The sequence below is a fragment of the Pseudomonas sp. GW821-FHT07G10 genome (assembly GCF_059418545.1).
Map to the genome: position 1 here is coordinate 74,010 of NZ_JBWKQB010000004.1, position 17,722 is coordinate 91,731.

Below are 17,722 nucleotides of genomic sequence, written 5' to 3' on the forward strand. Positions count from 1 at the left end.
GAGCAATGAAATATTTCAAACTGCCCGATCTGGGCGAGGGTCTGCAGGAAGCGGAGATTGTCGAGTGGCACGTCAAGGTCGGCGATACGGTGAAAGCCGATCAACTGCTGGTCTCGGTGGAAACCGCCAAGGCCCTGGTGGATATCCCCGCGCCCTATGACGGTGTGGTGGCAAAAACCTACGGCGGCGAAGGCGACATCCTGCATGTTGGCGAGCCCTTGCTTGGCTATGAAGGCGAAGCGGATGCGGGCACCGTGGTCGGGCGCCTCGAAGGCGGCGGCGATAGCCAGGACGATCAGTTTTTCGTTGGTGCCGCGCCCTCGACCCGCGAACACATGGCTACTCGCGCCACCCCGGCGGTGCGGCAACTGGCACGGCAACTGGGTGTCGACTTGAGTGCGCTGAGCGGTTCCGGCGCTGATGGCTTGATCACCCGCAGCGATGTCGAGAATGCGTCCCAGACCGAGCGCGACAAATTCGGCGGCGATAAGCTGCGTGGCGTACGTCGCAGCATGGCGTTGAACATGGCCAGGTCCCACGCTGAAGTGGTGCCGGTGACAATCTTCGGTGATGCCGATTTGCATCGCTGGGGGCACGCCAGGGATCCGTTGATTCGTCTGGCCAAGGCCATGGCCGCCGCTTGTGCGGTGGAGCCAGTGCTCAACAGTGCGTTCGACGGCAAGTCACTGTCGATCAAGCAGCACGAAACACTCGACCTGGGGATCGCCGTGGACACACCGGATGGCTTGTTCGTGCCGGTGCTGCGTGACGTGGGCAATCGTAAATCGGCAGACCTGAAAGAGGGCATGAGTCGTTTGCGAGCTGACGTGCAGGCTCGCTCGATACCGCCCAAGGAGATGATGGGCGCGACCCTGACGCTGTCCAATTTCGGCACCTTGTTCGGGCGTTATGCCAACCCCGTAGTGGTGCCGCCGCAAGTGGCAATCCTCGCTGCCGGCGGGATTCGCGACGAACCGGTGGCGGTGAACGGCAAGGTGGCGGTGCATCCGGTGCTACCGCTGTCATTGACCTTCGATCACCGGGCAGTCACGGGAGGCGAAGCGGCGCGCTTCTTCAAGGCGTTGGTCGAGGCTCTGGAAAAGCCTGAGGATTAGACTTTTCATTCGCCCATGAAAAAGGCCCTGAGCCATTTGACTCAGGGCCTATTCAATTCGGGCGTTGCTTACTTGGCGGACTTGGCGGCTTTCGCGGGCTTAACGGGTTCAGCCGCTTTAGTCGCTTCAGTCGCTTCAGTTGTTTCAACCACTTCAACCACTTCAACCGATTCAGCTACTTCAGCTACTTCAGCCGGCACGTTGAGCAACTCGGACAGTGCATCCGGTTGGCTCTTGAATGCCCTGGCGAACACATCGCGGTTTTTCGCCATGTAGATCCCGGCTTCTTCCACTTGCTGTTCGGTCAGCGACGGAACCGCTTTTTGCAACACTTCAGCCAGCAACTCAGCCAGTTCGAGCATTTTGTCATGACGGTCAGCTTCGGCTTTATCCATGAACAAGCGCTCCAGATCTCGGCTGCTGCGGTATACCACTTCGACGGCCATTCACCACCTCACATGCCTTTACGATAGTTGTCTTGGCGACTACTGTATTTTTATACAGCTAAAAGGATAAGCGAATCCCTGCGCTTTGGGTAGTGGCTTTTTAATGTAGCCGGGATTTTGGGTTTGTCAGGTAAACCGAGGTGCCTCATTCGCGGGCAAGTCGGATCGCCGCACCGCTCGCTCCTACAGGTACTGCGTTCATGTAGGAGCGAGGCTTGCCCGCGATGGCGCCGGTACAGGTGCCGCAGAAAAGTGCCTCATATCACCCCGTCACCATCTCACTTCTCAGGCTCTGGCCTTTTTTCTGCATGCAGAGAAACCGTCACGTCAAACCCGCATGATCTGGTCGAACCGACCTAAGGAAATACCATCGTGAAAATCAATTGGGCCGAGAACCTTCGCCAAAATGTCCATCAGCTGGCCGAGTCGCTGGGCAATCTGTTCGTCGAAACGTTCCACTACCTGGCGCTGTTCGCCATTGGTGCGGTGACGGCCTGGGCGGCGGTGATAGAATTCTTGCAGATGATCGAGGCGGGTCACATCAAGATCGATGACATTCTGCTGCTGTTCATCTACCTCGAACTGGGGGCGATGGTCGGGATTTACTTCAAGACCAACCACATGCCAGTGCGCTTCCTGATCTATGTGGCGATCACCGCGCTGACCCGCCTGCTGATTTCCAATGTCTCCCACCACAATCCGCCAGACGTGGGCATTATTTATCTGTGCGGCGGGATTCTGCTGCTGGCATTTTCGATTCTGGTGGTGCGCTACGCCTCGTCGCAGTTCCCCTCGGTGAAGATTGCGAACCCGCAGCGCAAAGCCGGTGCGGGTTCCAGCGAGCATTCGGAAATCGAGGAGGGCGAGCGTTAATTCCGCATTGCCAGAGGGGGCTGACCGCCCGGCCAGCTCTTGCGTGGAGGAGATGGAAGTTTGAGGTTGTCGCTGTCGGTCATCGCCTCGAGAATTGCCATGGCGCTGTGGCCCTGTTCGATGGCAATGCCGAACTGAATACTTTGCACCAGTCGTTTCAGGCGCTGCGGGTCGTTGCGTTGCTCGATGCTGATCATGCGTTTGGCCACCACACGGCCAGCGTTGGAAAGGGTCAGCATGATGCTGCCGTCGAGCCCTTGAATGCTCAGATTGACCTGATAATGCGGGGCAAAAGCATCGGTAATGATCTGAAAAGGATTGTCCATAATGCGTCACCGCGTGATTGGATCTTGCAGTCATTGACCGGTCGTGATCGGGATTGGTTCGTACTTCCAGACCATCGGCAGGCCGTTCGCTGAGGTTTCATAAGTCCATTTTCCTCCTGACCGACAAAGCAAAGGGCATGCCGGGAAAATCGTCAGACAATAGACCGGCAATAAAAAGGCGGGCTCACGGGCCTAATGCCAGTCAGTTAAGGAATTTCAGGTTCAGCACTGTCCCCCGTAGCAGCTGCCGAAGGCTGCGTCCGGCGGCGAAGCCGTCGCAAATCCTGCTTCCACGATTTGTCTGGAATACCGCAGTGACTGTTTTACGACTGCTGCGCAGCCGGACGCAGGCTTCGCCAGCTGCTACGGTTCGCGTAATGTCTTGACTGACTGGCATTAGGCTCACGGGCCCGCCTTTCAAAACACTGCCCGTTTCAGGGCATGAACGAGAAGATGATCGCCGAAAGCGCCACCAAACCGATCACGACCACGAACACGTTCGACAGCTGCCCGGAGCACTGGCGCAGCGCCGGCACCCGGCGAATCGCATACATCGGTCATCAGTATCGCCTGATTATTGTTTTTACTGGGGCTCACGGAAAAAGGACGGTTAAGGAGTGCTCGTCAGCATTCCACCCAGCTCACCGCCAGGCCGCCCCGTGAAGTTTCTTTGTATTTGTCATGCATGACGGCGCCGGTATCGCGCATGGTGCGGATCACCCGCTCCAGGGAAATGAAGTGTTTGCCATCGCCGCGCCAGCACCGGAAATCGAGGCGTTTTTCTTGCACAGAATCCCCACCGCTGCCGCGCCGAGGAAGAACGCTACGACATCGTCATCGCAGGCTTCGGGATTGAACTTCATGTAGTAATGCAGCACTGCGGGGATGATTCCGGCGGCGCCGGCGGGCGGTGCATGACTGGCTGGTGGAGGAGGCGGGGATTTTTCGCAGCATGCACCCGTTGGGCGAGGGGCAATTGTGAAAATTGGAGAGGGAGAGCCGAGGCGACCCAACTCCCGACATTAACAGTGCTTTTGCGTGTTGTCCGGCTTTTTTTGTGAATGAAAATTTATCTTTTTTTAGGGGTTGAATTGTTCTGCGCGCAGCCCGACTCTGTAAGCAAGAGGTCACGGTCATCACGCCTCAAGGCGTTGCCGGGGAACCTCTCGCGAGCTAGCTGAAATAAGGGATGAACTATGCAAATCCAAGTCAATAGCGATAACCATATTCAAAGCAGCATCCGACTGGAGGAGTGGGTACGTACTACCATTGAGAGCACGCTCGAACGTTACGAAGAAGATCTGACACGGGTCGAGGTTCACCTGCGGGACGAGAACGGCGACAAACCGGGTCCCCACGATATGCGCTGCCAGCTTGAAGCGCGGCCAAAAGGCCATCAACCGATTTCGGTCACCCATAAAGCCGATACGCTGGACCAGGCGATCGAAGGTGCAGCCACCAAGCTTGAGCACGCGCTGGAGCATCTGTTCGGCAAACTGCGCGGTAAACGCGCCACCGTGACGCCAATCCAGACTGGCGCTCATGCAGATGCGCTGCTTGAAGAAGAGTTTCTGGAAAATGAACAGGCCGCGCTCAATAGCTGACGCCTGACATACCTTTACCACCCCAATGAAAACGGGCCTGCAATCGCAGGCCCGTTTTGTTTTTGGCAATTGGTGCCTCACATTGATCGTTCCCACGCTCTGCGTGGGAATGCAGCCCGTGACGCTCCGCGTCACAGCCAAAGTGGACGCAGAGCGTCCAGTGAGGCATTCCCACGCAGAGCGTGGGGACGATCAACGCCGATGCAAAAACCTCAAAGATTGCGTGCGATGCTCAAGGCCGAATAGGTCTGGGCGACGGGCATGATTTCGATGGAGTTGATGTTCATGTGTTCCGGTTGCTGGGCAATCCATGCCACGGTATTGGCCAAATCCTGCGGCAGGATGGCGTCGACGTCCTTGTACAGTGCCGCGACCGCTTCCAGGTTGCCATCCAGGCGCACCACGGAGAAATCCGTCCCCGAGCAAAGCCCCGGTTCGATATTGGTCACGCGCACTTTTGTCCCCGCAAGGTCTGCCCGCAGGTTCAGGCTGAACTGCTTGACGAAGGCTTTGCTGGCGCCATATACGTTGCCGCCGGGGTAGGGGTAAGTACCGGCAATTGAGCCGATGTTGATGATCAGGCCGGTATTGGCTTCGACCATGGCGGGTAGAATCTTGTGCGTGACCATCGTCAACCCGGTGATGTTGGTTGCGATCATCCGCTCCCAGTTCTGTGCGTCGGCGTTTTGTGCCCGTTCGATGCCCAGAGCCAGACCGGCATTGTTCACCAATACATCAATCTGCAAAGACGAATCGCGAATGGTTTCGATAGCTGCATCCAGCGATGCCGGATCCGTGACATCCAGGGTCAGGGGAATGAAGTTCTCTCCCAATTCCTGCTCAAGTTCCGCCAGCTTGTCAGTGCGGCGTGCGCCACCAATGACGCAATAACCGTCAGCAATCAGTTTACGGCAGATGGCTTTGCCGAACCCGGCGGATGCGCCGGTTACAAATGCGGTTTTCATGGTGTTCTCCCGTTGAAAAAAATCAGGCCAGGTACTTCACGCCAAGACTGGCGAACAGACAGAGCATCGACAGCACCAGCACTTGGCGCACCACCTCGTTACCCTTGCGGATCGCCAGGGCGCTGCCCACGTGATTACCCAGGATGTTGCACAGCACCAGTGGCAGTGCCAGCAGATAGACGACTTTGCCGGCCATGACGAAGGCCACCAATGCACCAATGTTCGAGGCGAAGTTGAAGGTTTTGGAATTGGCGGAGCTCGATACCAGATCCATCTTCAACAGGTAATGAAAGGCGATGATGAACATGCTGCCGGTGCCTGGCCCAAAGAAGCCGTCGTAGAAACCGATCACCAGGCAGGTCAGCGGGACCACGGTGTAGAGCACCCGATTGCTCAGGGTGTGTTCTGCAACGGGGCGATCTTTGGGGGTCAGGAAAATCAGGATGCCGATCGGAATCAGCGCGAGGATGATTTTTCCCACGGTTTCCTGAGAGATTGAAATGATCAGGTGCGCCCCGAGGTAGGCACCCAACAGGGAAAACGGTACCCCGACCAGTGCCACTTTCCAGACCATTTTGCTATTGGCCAGAAAGTTTCTGATAGCGGCGATCGTGCCCAGGGTGCTGACCAGTTTTTCCTGACCGAGCGCGACCTGAGGCGGCAACCCGACCAACAGGAAACCCGGCACCAGAAACAACCCGCCACCGCCGGCGATGCTGTCGACAAAGCCTGCGACAAAGGCGATCGATCCCAGCATCAGGATCGCGAATATCCAGTGTTCAGCCCAAAAAGATCCCAGCAATTCCATGGTGATACCTGACGAGTGTGAGTTGAAAAATCAAGAAAGGACTTCGTACAGATGATCGGCGCGGGTGAAGCGCACCCGGTTCAAATCGTTGACGGCGAACAGGCGCATCAACCAGCGATCGGCGCCGTCGTTCTGCGGTTCGAAACCATCGCGGGCATGCAGCACGCGCTGATTTTTAAAGATCATGAAGTCGCCCGGCAGCAGCAGATGCGGCTCGTCGAATTGCCGCGATTCCACCAGGGTTTTCAGGGCATTGAGCGCGCATTGCGCCTGGGTGTTCATGGCATAGGTGTTTTCGCAGTCGAAGCGGCACAGCCATTCACCGGACGAGCCACGCACCAGCACCGGCAAGTTGGCCGTGGTGCGGCGATTGCTGGCGAAGGAATCGGGACGTCTGATCTCGAACTGCGGCAACGTCAGTGCGTGGACGGTTTGCGTCGGCAGGGCTGCAACGACATCGTCGACGTTGACCAGTGTGGTGTTGATCCGCGGGTCGCAACGCATGCCGAAGAACGACAGGTATTCCGGGCAGCAAGACACCGCGTCGACGTTTTCCGAAGAGAGTGGAAGGTCAGGATTGTCCACGTGATAAGAGAAGCGCAGCTTCGAACCATGGGAGCTTTTCTGGGTGCCCGAGGCGCGTGCCGGAATTACGTGACGGAACAGTCGTCCATCGTTCTCGCCTTCGTACACCACCGGGTTGATGCCCAGCAGACTGTGCATGGACAGGCTCACCAGGCAAGCCACTGGTGTGCTTTTCGGGCTGAGCACGCCTGAGTAAGGCGTCGGCGGAATATCGCGGTCTCGAGGGCAGTTCCTGATGATCAGCGAGGTCAGCTGTTGGTCTTCGACGAATGAGCGGATTTGCTGGGTCAGTGATGAGCCGAGAACATCCTGGGCCTGTTCCTTGAGCTGAAAGTAGATGTCCTTGTTGGCTTCGAAGTCGAGCGGCGTGTGGTTCAGTACGGCCTGCCATGCGCTGGAAATGACCCATGGCAATCTGATTTCCAGCTTGGTGACAGCCTCGGCGGCGAGCTTTAATTTTGCGCTTTCCATTTCCAGTGAAACCCCATGTTCCGATGCTTGGTGCCGTTAGATTTCGTGCGACGCTGGCAGGCGTGCACGACATTATGATTTTGCCGGTGGCGTCTGTCGGAGCGCGGCCGGGTGTTCGTATCGACTCACGGGGTGCATGGAATGCGCCTCTTGATTGAGTCGATGTAATAATTGTAATTACAAAAATTAAATCGATTCAATTTATTTCTTTGGGGCGATCTACCACAGCATCGCAAAATGATGTTTAACGTGATGATTAAAAAGGGATTTTTCCAACAGAATTTTATTTTTGAATTCCAGCGCTCTGAGCGGTCAGGCGAAGATTTTATTGGGCGTTGCTAAACGACTTGCGCCTGAATATCAGGCCGTGATGCGGGATCAGTAGCAGTGAGTCCACTCATGGGCGCGCGCGCTTTCAGGCATTTTTCAACAGATGTTTTTCTAGGGGTGTAATCGTATTAATAGGTGAATATTGATTCGATTGTGGTGCGATTACTATTATTGAATTTTTCATGTTAGGCTTTCGCGTTCATGCAATTTCTGGTGTTGTCCCTATGTGGGTTCCTCAATACAGCGGCCAAGCACAACCGGTCTATCTGATGATCGCCGACGCCATCGAGCGCGACATCGTCGCCTCCAGACTCGAGCCAGGCGATCGGCTCCCAACCCTCAAAGAACTGGCTGAAATCCTGAAAGTCACGCCGGGCACCATCGGCCGCGCCTACGATGAAGCGGGCAAGCGCGGGTTGGTGATTGGCGAGGTGGGGCGCGGCACGTTCGTGCTGCACAAGAAAGTCTCGAGTGCAGAGCCGCGCGTGCTGAAGAGTCCCGGGAGCAAGGCCGTGACCGGGCAGATCGATCTTTCGATCATCAAACCCAACGATGCCGGAATGACCGACTGGTTACGCGGCTCGATCGTCGAACTGGCGCAGTCGCCGGACCTGGGGCGCATCCTCGATTACACCACTGATGGTGGTCATGCCGTTCACAAAGAGGCCGGTGCCGCCTGGGTGCAACGCAGCTTGCCGGACGCCAACTGGCAGCAGATCGTGCTGACCGCTGGCGCGCAACATGGTTTGTTGGTCGCCATCAGCAGCCTGTCGACCAGTGATGACGTCATTCTCTGCGAAGAGTATTGCTATCCCGGCATCATCTCCCTGGCCCATAGCCTTGGCCGTCGTTTGAAAGGCGTTCGGGTTGACGAATTCGGACTGGTGCCGGAGTCGTTTCGCGCCCTGTGTGCCGAGCACCGGCCGGCCTTGTTGATCTGCGTAACGACCCACCAGAACCCGACCAACTCGATCATGCCCGATGAGCGACGGGCGCAGATTGCGCAGATCGCCCGTGAGTTCGACGTGTTCATCGTCGACGACGACATCTATGGTTTTCTCGAAACCCGTAACGTCCACAAGCCGCTATCGGCTTACGCCCCCGAGCGCTCCATCTACCTGACCAGCTTGTCCAAAAGCATCTTGCCGGCGCTGCGTATCGGTTACCTCTATGCGCCTGCGGAGACCTTGTCGCGGTTGTCTTCGATGGTGCGCAGCAGTGTCTGGATGCCGTCGCCGTTGATGGCGCAACTGGCGAGCAACCTGATCAACAGCGGCATGGGCGCAGGTCTGGTGAAAGTGCAGCAGGATGAAGCTGCGGTGCGGCAGAAAATGGCGCTGGAAATTCTGGGCGCTTATGACATTCGCAGTCAGACCAACAGTTTCCATATCTGGCTTGAGTTGCCGGAGCCCTGGACCAGCGACGAGTTCGCCAATCTGGCGCGGGCCAATGGCGTGACTGTGGTCAGTGGCAGCCAGTTCCTGGCGCAACGCACGGCGTCGACCCGTGGTGTGCGGATTGCCCTGATGACTCCCACTCGCGACGAATTGGGCTTTGCCCTGACCAAGCTGGCCAGTCTGTTGGCAGCGCCGGAGCCGCGGTTGTTCTACTGACGGACAGGTCTGCGCTTGCGCATTTGTGGCTGCCTCGTCGATGTCTTTTGCGTATGAGAATATTTATCATTAATATTGGCGTTTTGTTGAACCACGAACTAGTGCGGCTGCTTGAGACCATTGCGCAGCACTAGTTGAGCCAGCTATCAATGATCACTACGCCCCCCGAATCCCATGACGCCGACAGCGCTGAAGCGTTGGGCGGCCGCGCGCATTTCCTGCAGGTGTTTCTATCGCAGCGCCCGCAGATGGAAGCGCTGGTCAGTCGCCGGGTAGGTTGCCGGGCGACCGCGGCGGATCTGGTGCAGGACTTGTTCCTGCGTTTCTGGCGTCGGCCCCTGGTGCAGGTTGAAGAGCTCAGTACCTATTTATTGCGCTGTGCCGGCAACATCGCCATCGATCATTTACGCAGCGAAGGTGCGCGGGGGCGGGTCAACGAAGGTTGGCTGCCGGAGCAACAGGACAATCAAGGCACCGAACCGCAAGCGGCGCTGGAAGCCAGCAATGACCTGCGCCACGTCGAAGCGGCGTTACGCAGTTTGCCGGAGCGCACGCGGCAGATCTTTCTGCTCAACCGCATTCACGGCCGCAAGTACGCTGAGATTGCCAAGGCCATGGGGCTGTCTCAAAGCGCCGTCGAAAAACATATGATGCGCGCCCTCGATGCTTGCAAGGCAAGCCTGCGGGAGCCCTCGACACCACGTACGCCAGGGAAAGCACCGTGATGAACACCGCAAGCGTCACCCCGACGCCCACCCAGGAACAGGCCGCGCTGGCCTGGCTGAGCCTGTTGCATGACCAGCCGAGCAGTGGCAATCAGGCTACGTTCAGGCGCTGGTTGCAGGCCGATCCAGCCCATGTCGAGGCTTATGCCCAGGCTCAGGTGGTCTGGGAGTTGAGTGAAGCGCCAGCGAGCAAGCTGGCACAGGAAGAGGCCTTTGCCTTGCAGGGTTATCTCAACGCCATGAACCGTTCCGGGCGCACTTCGCTGCGACGCTGGTCTGGCGCGTTGGCGATGGCCGCCTGTTTGTTGTTGATGATTTCCCTGGGCGCCGGTTGGCAGCCCTCGCGCTGGATCGATGATTTGGGCGCGGATTATGTCTCGGCGCCTGGCGAAGTGCGTACCGTCACCCTTGCCGATCAATCGCAAGTCACCCTGGATGCCGACAGCGCCATCGCCGTTGATTTCAGCCGGGGAGAGCGGCATATCCAGCTGCGTCGCGGCGCCGGTTTTTTCAGCGTGACCCATACTGGCGAACCGTTCGTCGTTGAAGCCAGCGGTGGTGAGGCGCGAGTGCTCGGCACCCAGTTCGAAGTGCGGCTGCAATCGACGGGCGCGCAGGTGACGGTACTGTCCGGGCGGGTGGGCGTCAGCGCGAGCAAAGACGCCGCACAACAGGTGCTCGGCGCCGGTCAGCAAGTGGTCTATGCCTCGGGCGCTGCCAGCAGTTTGCATTCGGTCGACAGCGAAGCGCAGCTTGCCTGGCGCCAGGGCTGGCTGAATTACTACAAGGCACCGCTGGCCGACGTGGTCAAAGACCTGAGGCGCTATTACCCGGGGCGGATTGTTCTGCTCAATGATGAACTGGCTGCCCGCCGGGTCAGTGGCAGCTTTCCCAGCAAGGATGCGCAGCTGGTGTTGAATTCCCTGCAAGGCGTTTTGGGCTTTGAGCAGCACAGTGTGTTGGGGCGTCTGATTATTTTGCGTTGAAGCCTCCTGGCAGAAAATCGTTCCCACGCGGTGCGTGGGAATGATCTCCACAATCTCCAATCTCGGATCTGAAAATATTTTCACATTTCTCGTGAGGTAAACCCGGGCGACATCCGTGTAGTGCTTGAAAGTGCGATTCATTCGCATCCGTAGCGTTCTACACACAGGTCATGAGCATGAAGTCCAGGGCAAGGTCGGCGGCAAGCGGTTCGGTAAAACAATGGCTCGGTGCATCTGCACTGGCTGTTTCGGGTTTGGCCCTGTTGCCGCTGAGTGTGGCGTTGGCCGCGGATACCGTCGGTGCGCAACACAGCGCGCTGTTCAACTTCGCGATCGCGGCCAAACCGCTGCCCCAGGCGCTGAGCGACTTCAGCCGGGTCACGGGCATCAGTGTGGTCTACACCGATGAAGCGCCCTATGGCCTCCAGGCGCCGGCCGTCAGCGGTCAGCTGAGTGCCGTGCAGGCCATGCAGCGCTTGTTGAGCCATTCCGGGTTCACCTTCCGCCAAACCGACGCCCACACCCTGGCTCTCGAACCGCTGCCTACTGAAGGCACGTTGAATCTGGGCGCGACCACCATCACCTCGTCCGAACAGCAACCGATGAGCTATCAGCCGCCGCCCACCAGTTCGGTGATGCGCTCCCAGGCGTTGCTGCAAGAAATTCCACAGACCGTCAACGTGATCCCGGCCCAGGTCATTCGCGATCAGGCGCCACGCAATCTGGATGACGCGCTGGCGAACGTCAGCGGCATCACTCAGGGCAACACGCTGGGCAGTACTCAAGACTCGGTGATGACCCGCGGTTTTGGCGACAACCGCAACGGTTCGATCATGCGTGACGGTATGCCAGTCGTGCAGGGCCGAGGCTTGAACGCATCGGTGGATCGCGTCGAAGTGCTCAAAGGGCCGGCTTCGCTGCTCTATGGTATTCAGGACCCGGGCGGTGTGGTGAACATGGTCAGCAAGAAGCCCGAGCTTGAGCAATACAACGCATTGACCCTACGCGGCTCGACCTATGGCTCCGGTAAGAACGGTAGCGGTGGCAGCCTCGACAGCACGGGCGCGCTGGGAGATTCGGGGCTGGCTTACCGGATGGTCCTGGACCATGAAGACGAAGATTACTGGCGCAATTTCGGCACCCACCGCGAGTCCCTGATCGCGCCGTCCCTGGCCTGGTTCGGTGAAAGCACCAAACTGTTGTTCGCCTATGAACACCGCGAATTCCTCTCGCCGTTCGACCGTGGCACCGCCATCGATCCCAACACCAATCACCCGCTGGACATTCCCCGTGGCCGGCGTCTGGACGAACCGTTCAACAATATGGAAGGGCGCTCGGACCTGTATCACTTCGAAGCCGACCACGACCTGAACGACAACTGGAAAGCCCACTTCGGCTACAGCTGGAACCGTGAAACCTACGACGCCAGTCAGGTCCGGATCACCGCCATCGACACTAAAAAAGGCACGCTGACCCGCAGCATGGATGGCACCCAGGGCGCCATCAGTACCGATCGCTTCGCCACCGCCAGCCTCGATGGCAAGGTCGATGTGGCCGGCATGCGGCATGACCTGGTGTTTGGCCTGGACGATGAATACCGCAAAATTTATCGTTCCGACCTGATTCGCCAGAAGAGTCAGACAACCTTCAGCTACGTCAACCCGGTCTATGGTCGTGAAGTCGAAGGCAGCACCGTCAGCCCGGCCGACAGTGCCCAGACCGATTTGCTGCGCAGCGATTCGTTGTTCATGCAGGACTCGATTCACCTCACCGACCAGTGGATTCTGGTGGGCGGTGCGCGCTTGCAGGAGTACGACCAGTTCGCCGGCAAAGGTCGACCATTCAAGGCCAACACCGACGGCAACGGGCAGAAATGGGTGCCGCGTGCAGGCCTGGTGTACCGCTACACCGATGAGTTGTCGTTCTACGGCAGCTACACCGAGTCGTTCAAGCCCAACTCGACCATCGCACCGTTGAGCGGCAGCGCGGTGGTGCTCGATGGCAGCATCGCGCCAGAAGAGGCCAAGTCCTGGGAGCTGGGTGCCAAGCTCGACATAGCGGGCCGTGTGACCGGCAACATCGCGCTGTTCGACATCAAGAAGCGCAACGTGCTGGTGGCCAACTCCGAAGGTTTGACGACGATTTACAGCACCGCCGGGGAAGTGCGCTCCCGAGGTCTGGAACTGGACATGAGCGGTCAGTTGAGTGATCGCTGGAGCATGATCGGCAGCTATGCCTACACCGATGCCGAAGTCACCGAAGACCCGGACTACAAGGGTAAACGTCTGCAAAACGTGGCGAAAAACAGCGGCTCGCTGTCAGCGGTCTATGACTTCGGCACGATCGTTGGCGGTGACCAGTTGCGGGTGGGTGCAGGCGCGCGTTATGTCGGCGAGCGGGCCGGTAACGCGGCGAATGATTTCGACCTGCCGGGCTACACCGTGGCCGATGCCTTTGCCACCTACGACACCCGGGTCGAAGGTCAGAAGGTCAAGTTCCAGCTCAACGTGAAGAACCTCTTCGACCGCACTTACTACACCTCGGCTGTCAGCCGGCTCTTTGTGTCGATGGGCGATTCGCGGCAGGTGTCGTTGTCCAGCACCCTGGAGTTTTGATGAAGCGCATGAGCCTGTTGTTGCTGGTGTTTGCTTTGAGCAATGCGGCACTGGCCGCCGCGCCGCAGGATGCCCGGCTGTATCACCGCGAGCAGCAGGTGATGTTGCCGGGCTCGGGGGACAGCTGGGGGTTCGCCGCGCTCGATCCCGCGCGACCGTATCTGTTTCTCGCGCGTCGGGAGAACGGCCTGAGCGTGTTCGATGTGGATAAACAGCGTCTATTGAAAACCGTAGAAGGCTCCGAGGGAGCCAACGGTGTGGTGTTCGTTGCGCCATTGAACCGCTTGTTCGTGCTCAACACCGACGGCAGTCTGGGGGTGATCGAGTTATCCACACTGCGGCTGCTGAAAAGGATTCCCGTCGCGCAAAGCAACCTCAACAGTGCGGTGTACGACCCCCAAAGCGGGCAGGTGATTATCGTCAGCGGTCGGCGTGCCAATCGCTCGACGTTGTTCGTGTTCGATCCCAAACAGGAACGTATCACCGCTGCCCATGAGCTGGACGTCAAGAAGATCGATCCGCTGTTGCTCAAGGGCGATGGCAGTTTCTTTTTGCCCATGCGCGATGAAGGCAAAGTGGCGCGGTTTTCGACCAGCACCTTCGAGATCCTCGATACCTGGCAATTCGCTGGTTGCCCACGCCCGAGCGCCTTGGCGCAGGACACTGAGCGCCAGCGTTTGTTTGTGGCTTGTCGCGGCGACACGCCGCAGCTGATTGTTGCTGATCGGGTGAGCGGCGCCATCAAGGCCAGTTTGCCGATTACCCGTGATGTGAATGCCTTGGCCTATGACGCGGATAATCGCCGGTTACTGATTCCCAGTGGTGTCGATGCCAACCTGAGCGTTGTCGATCAACTCGACGCTGACCATTACGCCCTTCGAGGCAGCGTCAGCACGCAACCGATGGCGTACAACATGGCCTTCGATCCGTTGAGCAAAAAGGTCTACCTGCCGGCGATGAACTTTACTCAACCCGCGCCGGGCAAGAGTGAGCCCAAGCCCGATCCGCTGTTTCATGCCGATACTTTTTCAGTGATGACGCTGGCGCCTTGAGTTTTTTGCACTGGAATTATTGTGCGGGAACGTCCTTCGTTGTTCGCAAAAAGCTAGCGCAAAAACGCCTGCCGATATTCCCCCGGCGTTCCACCCACCGCTTGCCGAAAGCGGTTGGTGAAATGGCTGGCGCTGGCAAAACCACAGGCCAGAGCTATCTCGCCCAGCGGCTGCGAAGTGGTGCGTAGCAATTGCCGCGCATGAGTCAGACGCCGCGCCAACACGTATTGATGAGGCGGCAAGCCAAAGCTTTCACGGAACATGCGGGCGAAGTGGTATTCCGACAGCGCACACAAACCTGCCAGTTGACCAAGGCTGATCGGCTCGGCCAATTGGTTGTCGACGTACTCCACCAGTTGCCGTCGTTGGTGCGCGGCCAACCCACCTTTGAGGCGCAAGCCTTGACGCATGCCGACCTGGCTGAGCAGGGTATGGCTGAGCAGCTCGTGGGCCAGGCTGCTGGTCAGCAGGCGTTCGCCGGGTTCGTTCCAGTTCAGCTGGATCAACTGGTGAAATCGCCGGGCCTGCGCCGGGTCGTCGAGGAAGGTGCTTTCCTGCAATTGCAGCTCGCGGGGTTCGCGGTCCAGCAGCGTGACGCAACCGAGCGCGAATTGCTCCGGGCTGAAGTACAGGTGAGCCAGGCGGATTTCGCCGTTGATCACCCAGGCGGACTGGTGTTCGGCGGGCAAGATGCAGAGTTTGTCCGGACCACCCTTGGTGCCGGGATGTTCGCGGCGAAAGGTCCCGGTGCCACCGGCGATGTAGCAGGACAAGGTGTGGTGGCTCGGCGCCTGGTAGTCCTGGGCGTCGTGATGGTTGTTCCACAGGGCTGCAGCCATGCCGTCACCGAGCTCGGCGCTGTGCTCCAGACGAGCATTGGGCGAGCGGTTCAAGGCTTGAAAGACTTGCAGGTTTTCCAGTGTGGGCATGATCGTTTTCTCCAACGCTTTGCATCCTACTCCGTAGCCTGCGCGCTGTGAGCCCGCGATCTGACAAAAGCGCAAGTTTATGCAAGCGCGTCCAGGCTTGCGGCTTGAGACTGGTAGCCATACTCAGGAGTCCTCGCCATGAACATCACCTTGTACCTGCTCACTGTCCTGATCTGGGGCACCACCTGGATTGCTCTGAAGCTGCAATTGGGCGTAGTGGCGATTCCGGTATCGATCGTCTATCGCTTTGGTCTGGCGGCGCTGGTGCTGTTCGTCATGCTGCTGCTCAGCCGTCGCCTGCAAGTCATGAATCGGCGCGGGCACCTGATCTGCCTGGCGCAGGGCTTGTGCCTGTTCTGTGTGAACTTCATGTGCTTTCTGTACGCCAGCCAATGGATTCCCAGCGGCCTGGTCGCCGTGGTGTTTTCCACTGCGACGTTGTGGAATGCCCTGAATGCCCGGGTGTTCTTCGGCCAGAAAGTCGCGCGTAACGTGTTGATGGGCGGCGCTCTGGGCCTGCTGGGTTTGGGCTTTTTGTTCTGGCCAGAACTGGTCGGCCACACGGCCAGTCCGCAAACCTTGCTCGGTCTGGGTCTGGCGCTGCTGGGGACAATGTGCTTCTCGGCCGGCAACATGCTTTCGAGCCTGCAACAAAAGGCCGGTCTCAAACCATTGACCACCAACGCCTGGGGCATGACCTACGGGGCTGCGATGCTGTCGCTTTACTGTCTGGTCAAAGGCATTCCCTTCGACGTGGAATGGAGCACGCGCTACATCGGTTCGTTGCTGTATCTGGTGATTCCGGGCTCGGTGATCGGCTTCACCGCCTACCTGACGCTGGTCGGGCGTATGGGCCCGGAGCGGGCAGCCTATTGCACCGTGTTGTTCCCGGTGGTGGCGCTGAACGTTTCGGCGTTCGCTGAGGGCTACCAGTGGACCGCGCCGGCGCTGGCCGGGTTGGTGCTGGTGATGTTGGGCAACGTACTGGTGTTTCGCAAGCCCAGGCCGCTGGCGGCGACGGCCCCCGGCAAACTGGCCTGACCCGTTTTTGTAGGAGCGAAGCTTGCTCGCGATGAACGATGACACGGTGTGACAGGTAAACCGCGTTGACCGCATCGCGAGCAAGCTTCGCTCCTACAGAAGACCACCGATTATCTCAACCCTTCCACACCTGCGGATTGACCAGGTCCTGCGGCCGCTTACCCAGCAATGCACTGCGCAGGTTGTCCAGGGCGCGGTTGGCCATGGCTTCGCGGGTCTCAAAGGTGGCCGAGCCGATGTGCGGCAAGGTCACCGCATTTTTCAGCTGGAACAGCGGTGACTCGGCCAACGGCTCCTTCTCGTAGACGTCCAGTCCGGCACCACGAATCTTGCCGTTTTGCAGGGCTTCGATCAGCGCCGGCTCGTCGACCACCGGACCCCGGGAAATATTTACCAGAATCGCGCTCGGCTTCATCAGCGCCAGTTCGCGATGGCTGATCAGGTGTTTGGTTTTTTCGCTGAGGGGCACTACCAGGCAGACGAAATCGGCTTCGGCCAGCAACTGATCGAGGCTGCGAAATTGTGCACCTAGCTCCTGCTCCAGCTCGGTCTTGCGGCTGTTACCGCTGTAGATCACCGGCATGTTGAAACCCAAACGCCCACGACGGGCGATGGCCGCGCCGATGTTGCCCATGCCGACGATGCCCAGGGTTTTGCCATGCACATCGCAGCCAAACAACGGCGCACCGACGGTGGCCTGCCATTGCCCGGCCTTGGTCCAGGCGTCCAGTTCGGCGACGCGCCGGGCGCTGCTCATCAACAGCGCGAACGCCAGGTCGGCGGTGCTTTCGGTGAGCACATCCGGGGTGTTGGTGAGCATGATCCCGCGTTCGTTGAAGTAGGCCAGGTCGTAGTTGTCATAGCCGACCGAAACGCTGGAGACCACTTCCAGTTTTGCGGCGTTTTCCAACTGAGCGCGACCAAGCTTGCGGCCAACGCCAATCAAACCGTGAGCGTGGGGCAGGGCTTCGTTGAATTGGGCATTGATGTCGCCCTGTTTCGGGTTCGGAACGATCACGTTGAAGTCCAGCTGCAGGCGCTCGACCATTTCAGGCGTGACACGGCTGAAGGCAAGTACGGTCTTTTTCATCGCAGGAAAGCTCATCGGGCGGAGGAGAATGCCAAGCAAGCTATCATTTTTGGCGGGGGGTGCGCGAGACCTGCACGTTTGATCGTTCCCACGCGCAGCAAAGGAATGCAGCCCGTGACGCTCTGCGTCACAGAAGCAGGCGCAGAGC

15 protein-coding genes and 3 pseudogenes are annotated in these 17,722 nt (G+C 58.7%); 9 read left to right on the forward strand and 9 right to left on the reverse strand.

What is annotated here, in order from left to right; all coding sequences use genetic code 11:
• Positions 1-5 precede the first annotated feature (5 nt).
• The gene (locus tag AC07O1_RS07915; RefSeq protein WP_495088437.1) at positions 6-1,115 is read left to right on the forward strand and encodes a dihydrolipoamide acetyltransferase family protein; all 1,110 of its coding nucleotides are present in this window, start codon (positions 6-8) and stop codon (positions 1,113-1,115) included.
• A 206-nt stretch (positions 1,116-1,321) separates the two neighbouring features.
• On the opposite strand, the pseudogene AC07O1_RS07920 reads toward AC07O1_RS07915, so the two are convergent.
• Positions 1,322-1,561 (reverse strand): annotated as a pseudogene (locus tag AC07O1_RS07920) (YebG family protein); the annotation flags it as partial.
• 372 nt (positions 1,562-1,933) lie between these two features.
• On the opposite strand from AC07O1_RS07920, the gene AC07O1_RS07925 reads away from it, so the two are divergent.
• Positions 1,934-2,434, forward strand: coding sequence for a phosphate-starvation-inducible protein PsiE (locus tag AC07O1_RS07925; RefSeq protein WP_494995135.1), 501 nt, complete (start codon positions 1,934-1,936; stop codon positions 2,432-2,434).
• Here the strand turns inward: AC07O1_RS07925 and AC07O1_RS07930 are convergent.
• The 3 genes and pseudogenes from AC07O1_RS07930 to AC07O1_RS07940 form a co-directional block, all read right to left on the reverse strand.
• Complete coding sequence (locus AC07O1_RS07930) at positions 2,431-2,760, reverse strand: DUF3509 domain-containing protein (protein ID WP_494995134.1); 330 nt, start codon at positions 2,758-2,760, stop codon at positions 2,431-2,433. The two genes, AC07O1_RS07925 and AC07O1_RS07930, sit on opposite strands and share 4 nt — an antisense overlap.
• 434 nt (positions 2,761-3,194) lie before the next feature.
• A pseudogene (locus tag AC07O1_RS07935) lies at positions 3,195-3,317 on the reverse strand (HAAAP family serine/threonine permease); the annotation flags it as partial.
• A 67-nt stretch (positions 3,318-3,384) separates the two neighbouring features.
• Positions 3,385-3,674, reverse strand: a pseudogene (locus AC07O1_RS07940) (L-serine ammonia-lyase, iron-sulfur-dependent, subunit alpha); the annotation flags it as partial.
• Between the two features lie 282 nt (positions 3,675-3,956).
• Between AC07O1_RS07940 and AC07O1_RS07945 the strand changes: the two are divergent.
• Positions 3,957-4,364: an HPF/RaiA family ribosome-associated protein gene (locus AC07O1_RS07945; protein ID WP_494995133.1), complete on the forward strand. Its 408-nt coding sequence runs from the start codon at positions 3,957-3,959 to the stop codon at positions 4,362-4,364.
• 212 nt (positions 4,365-4,576) lie between these two features.
• Here the strand turns inward: AC07O1_RS07945 and AC07O1_RS07950 are convergent, their stop codons facing one another.
• From AC07O1_RS07950 to AC07O1_RS07960, 3 genes are read right to left on the reverse strand one after another with little or no spacing between them, the layout of a single operon-like run.
• Positions 4,577-5,329, reverse strand: coding sequence for an SDR family NAD(P)-dependent oxidoreductase (locus AC07O1_RS07950; protein WP_494995132.1), 753 nt, complete (start codon positions 5,327-5,329; stop codon positions 4,577-4,579).
• A 22-nt stretch (positions 5,330-5,351) separates the two neighbouring features.
• The gene (locus tag AC07O1_RS07955; RefSeq protein ID WP_495023311.1) at positions 5,352-6,137 is read right to left on the reverse strand and encodes a sulfite exporter TauE/SafE family protein; all 786 of its coding nucleotides are present in this window, start codon (positions 6,135-6,137) and stop codon (positions 5,352-5,354) included.
• 30 nt (positions 6,138-6,167) lie between these two features.
• Positions 6,168-7,193: a TauD/TfdA family dioxygenase gene (locus tag AC07O1_RS07960; RefSeq protein ID WP_495088438.1), complete on the reverse strand. Its 1,026-nt coding sequence runs from the start codon at positions 7,191-7,193 to the stop codon at positions 6,168-6,170.
• A gap of 554 nt (positions 7,194-7,747) precedes the next feature.
• On the opposite strand from AC07O1_RS07960, the gene AC07O1_RS07965 reads away from it, so the two are divergent.
• The 5 genes from AC07O1_RS07965 (at position 7,748) to AC07O1_RS07985 (ending at position 14,514) form a co-directional block, all read left to right on the forward strand.
• Positions 7,748-9,136, forward strand: a complete 1,389-nt coding sequence (locus tag AC07O1_RS07965; RefSeq protein WP_494995129.1) for an aminotransferase-like domain-containing protein — start codon at positions 7,748-7,750, stop codon at positions 9,134-9,136.
• Between the two features lie 149 nt (positions 9,137-9,285).
• Positions 9,286-9,861, forward strand: coding sequence for an RNA polymerase sigma factor (locus AC07O1_RS07970; RefSeq protein WP_495088439.1), 576 nt, complete (start codon positions 9,286-9,288; stop codon positions 9,859-9,861).
• A complete protein-coding gene (locus tag AC07O1_RS07975; protein ID WP_495088440.1) occupies positions 9,861-10,847 on the forward strand; it encodes a FecR family protein in 987 nt (328 codons plus the stop codon). Before AC07O1_RS07970 ends, AC07O1_RS07975 begins: the two co-directional genes overlap by 1 nt.
• A 176-nt stretch (positions 10,848-11,023) precedes the next feature.
• On the forward strand, positions 11,024-13,462 hold the full coding sequence (locus AC07O1_RS07980) for a TonB-dependent siderophore receptor (protein ID WP_495088441.1): 2,439 nt from the start codon (positions 11,024-11,026) through the stop codon (positions 13,460-13,462).
• Complete coding sequence (locus AC07O1_RS07985; RefSeq protein WP_495088442.1) at positions 13,462-14,514, forward strand: YncE family protein; 1,053 nt, start codon at positions 13,462-13,464, stop codon at positions 14,512-14,514. Before AC07O1_RS07980 ends, AC07O1_RS07985 begins: the two co-directional genes overlap by 1 nt.
• Before the next feature lie 53 nt (positions 14,515-14,567).
• On the opposite strand, the gene AC07O1_RS07990 is transcribed toward AC07O1_RS07985, so the two are convergent.
• Positions 14,568-15,443 (reverse strand): helix-turn-helix domain-containing protein, encoded by an 876-nt coding sequence (locus AC07O1_RS07990; RefSeq protein WP_495088443.1) that lies wholly within the window; start codon positions 15,441-15,443, stop codon positions 14,568-14,570.
• Positions 15,444-15,581: 138 nt separating this feature from the next.
• On the opposite strand from AC07O1_RS07990, the gene AC07O1_RS07995 reads away from it, so the two are divergent.
• Positions 15,582-16,484, forward strand: a complete 903-nt coding sequence (locus tag AC07O1_RS07995) for a DMT family transporter (RefSeq protein WP_495088444.1) — start codon at positions 15,582-15,584, stop codon at positions 16,482-16,484.
• A 115-nt stretch (positions 16,485-16,599) separates the two neighbouring features.
• Here AC07O1_RS07995 and AC07O1_RS08000 read toward each other — a convergent pair whose 3' ends face one another.
• Positions 16,600-17,574 carry a 2-hydroxyacid dehydrogenase gene (locus AC07O1_RS08000; protein WP_494995121.1) on the reverse strand — a complete coding sequence of 325 codons (975 nt, stop codon included), beginning with the start codon at positions 17,572-17,574 and terminating at the stop codon, positions 16,600-16,602.
• Between the last annotated feature and the right edge of the window lie 148 nt (positions 17,575-17,722).

Bases quoted from the DNA above. Each gene is read 5' to 3' on its own strand.
- AC07O1_RS07915 (WP_495088437.1), top strand. From the start codon at position 6: ATGAAATATTTCAAACTGCCCGATCTGGGCGAGGGTCTGCAGGAAGCG.
- AC07O1_RS07930 (WP_494995134.1), bottom strand. From the start codon at position 2,760: ATGGACAATCCTTTTCAGATCATTACCGATGCTTTTGCCCCGCATTAT.
- AC07O1_RS07945 (WP_494995133.1), top strand. From the start codon at position 3,957: ATGCAAATCCAAGTCAATAGCGATAACCATATTCAAAGCAGCATCCGA.
- AC07O1_RS07950 (WP_494995132.1), bottom strand. From the start codon at position 5,329: ATGAAAACCGCATTTGTAACCGGCGCATCCGCCGGGTTCGGCAAAGCC.
- AC07O1_RS07955 (WP_495023311.1), bottom strand. From the start codon at position 6,137: ATGGAATTGCTGGGATCTTTTTGGGCTGAACACTGGATATTCGCGATC.
- AC07O1_RS07960 (WP_495088438.1), bottom strand. From the start codon at position 7,193: ATGGAAAGCGCAAAATTAAAGCTCGCCGCCGAGGCTGTCACCAAGCTG.
- AC07O1_RS07965 (WP_494995129.1), top strand. From the start codon at position 7,748: ATGTGGGTTCCTCAATACAGCGGCCAAGCACAACCGGTCTATCTGATG.
- AC07O1_RS07970 (WP_495088439.1), top strand. From the start codon at position 9,286: ATGATCACTACGCCCCCCGAATCCCATGACGCCGACAGCGCTGAAGCG.
- AC07O1_RS07975 (WP_495088440.1), top strand. From the start codon at position 9,861: ATGAACACCGCAAGCGTCACCCCGACGCCCACCCAGGAACAGGCCGCG.
- AC07O1_RS07980 (WP_495088441.1), top strand. From the start codon at position 11,024: ATGAAGTCCAGGGCAAGGTCGGCGGCAAGCGGTTCGGTAAAACAATGG.
- AC07O1_RS07985 (WP_495088442.1), top strand. From the start codon at position 13,462: ATGAAGCGCATGAGCCTGTTGTTGCTGGTGTTTGCTTTGAGCAATGCG.
- AC07O1_RS07990 (WP_495088443.1), bottom strand. From the start codon at position 15,443: ATGCCCACACTGGAAAACCTGCAAGTCTTTCAAGCCTTGAACCGCTCG.
- AC07O1_RS07995 (WP_495088444.1), top strand. From the start codon at position 15,582: ATGAACATCACCTTGTACCTGCTCACTGTCCTGATCTGGGGCACCACC.
- AC07O1_RS08000 (WP_494995121.1), bottom strand. From the start codon at position 17,574: ATGAAAAAGACCGTACTTGCCTTCAGCCGTGTCACGCCTGAAATGGTC.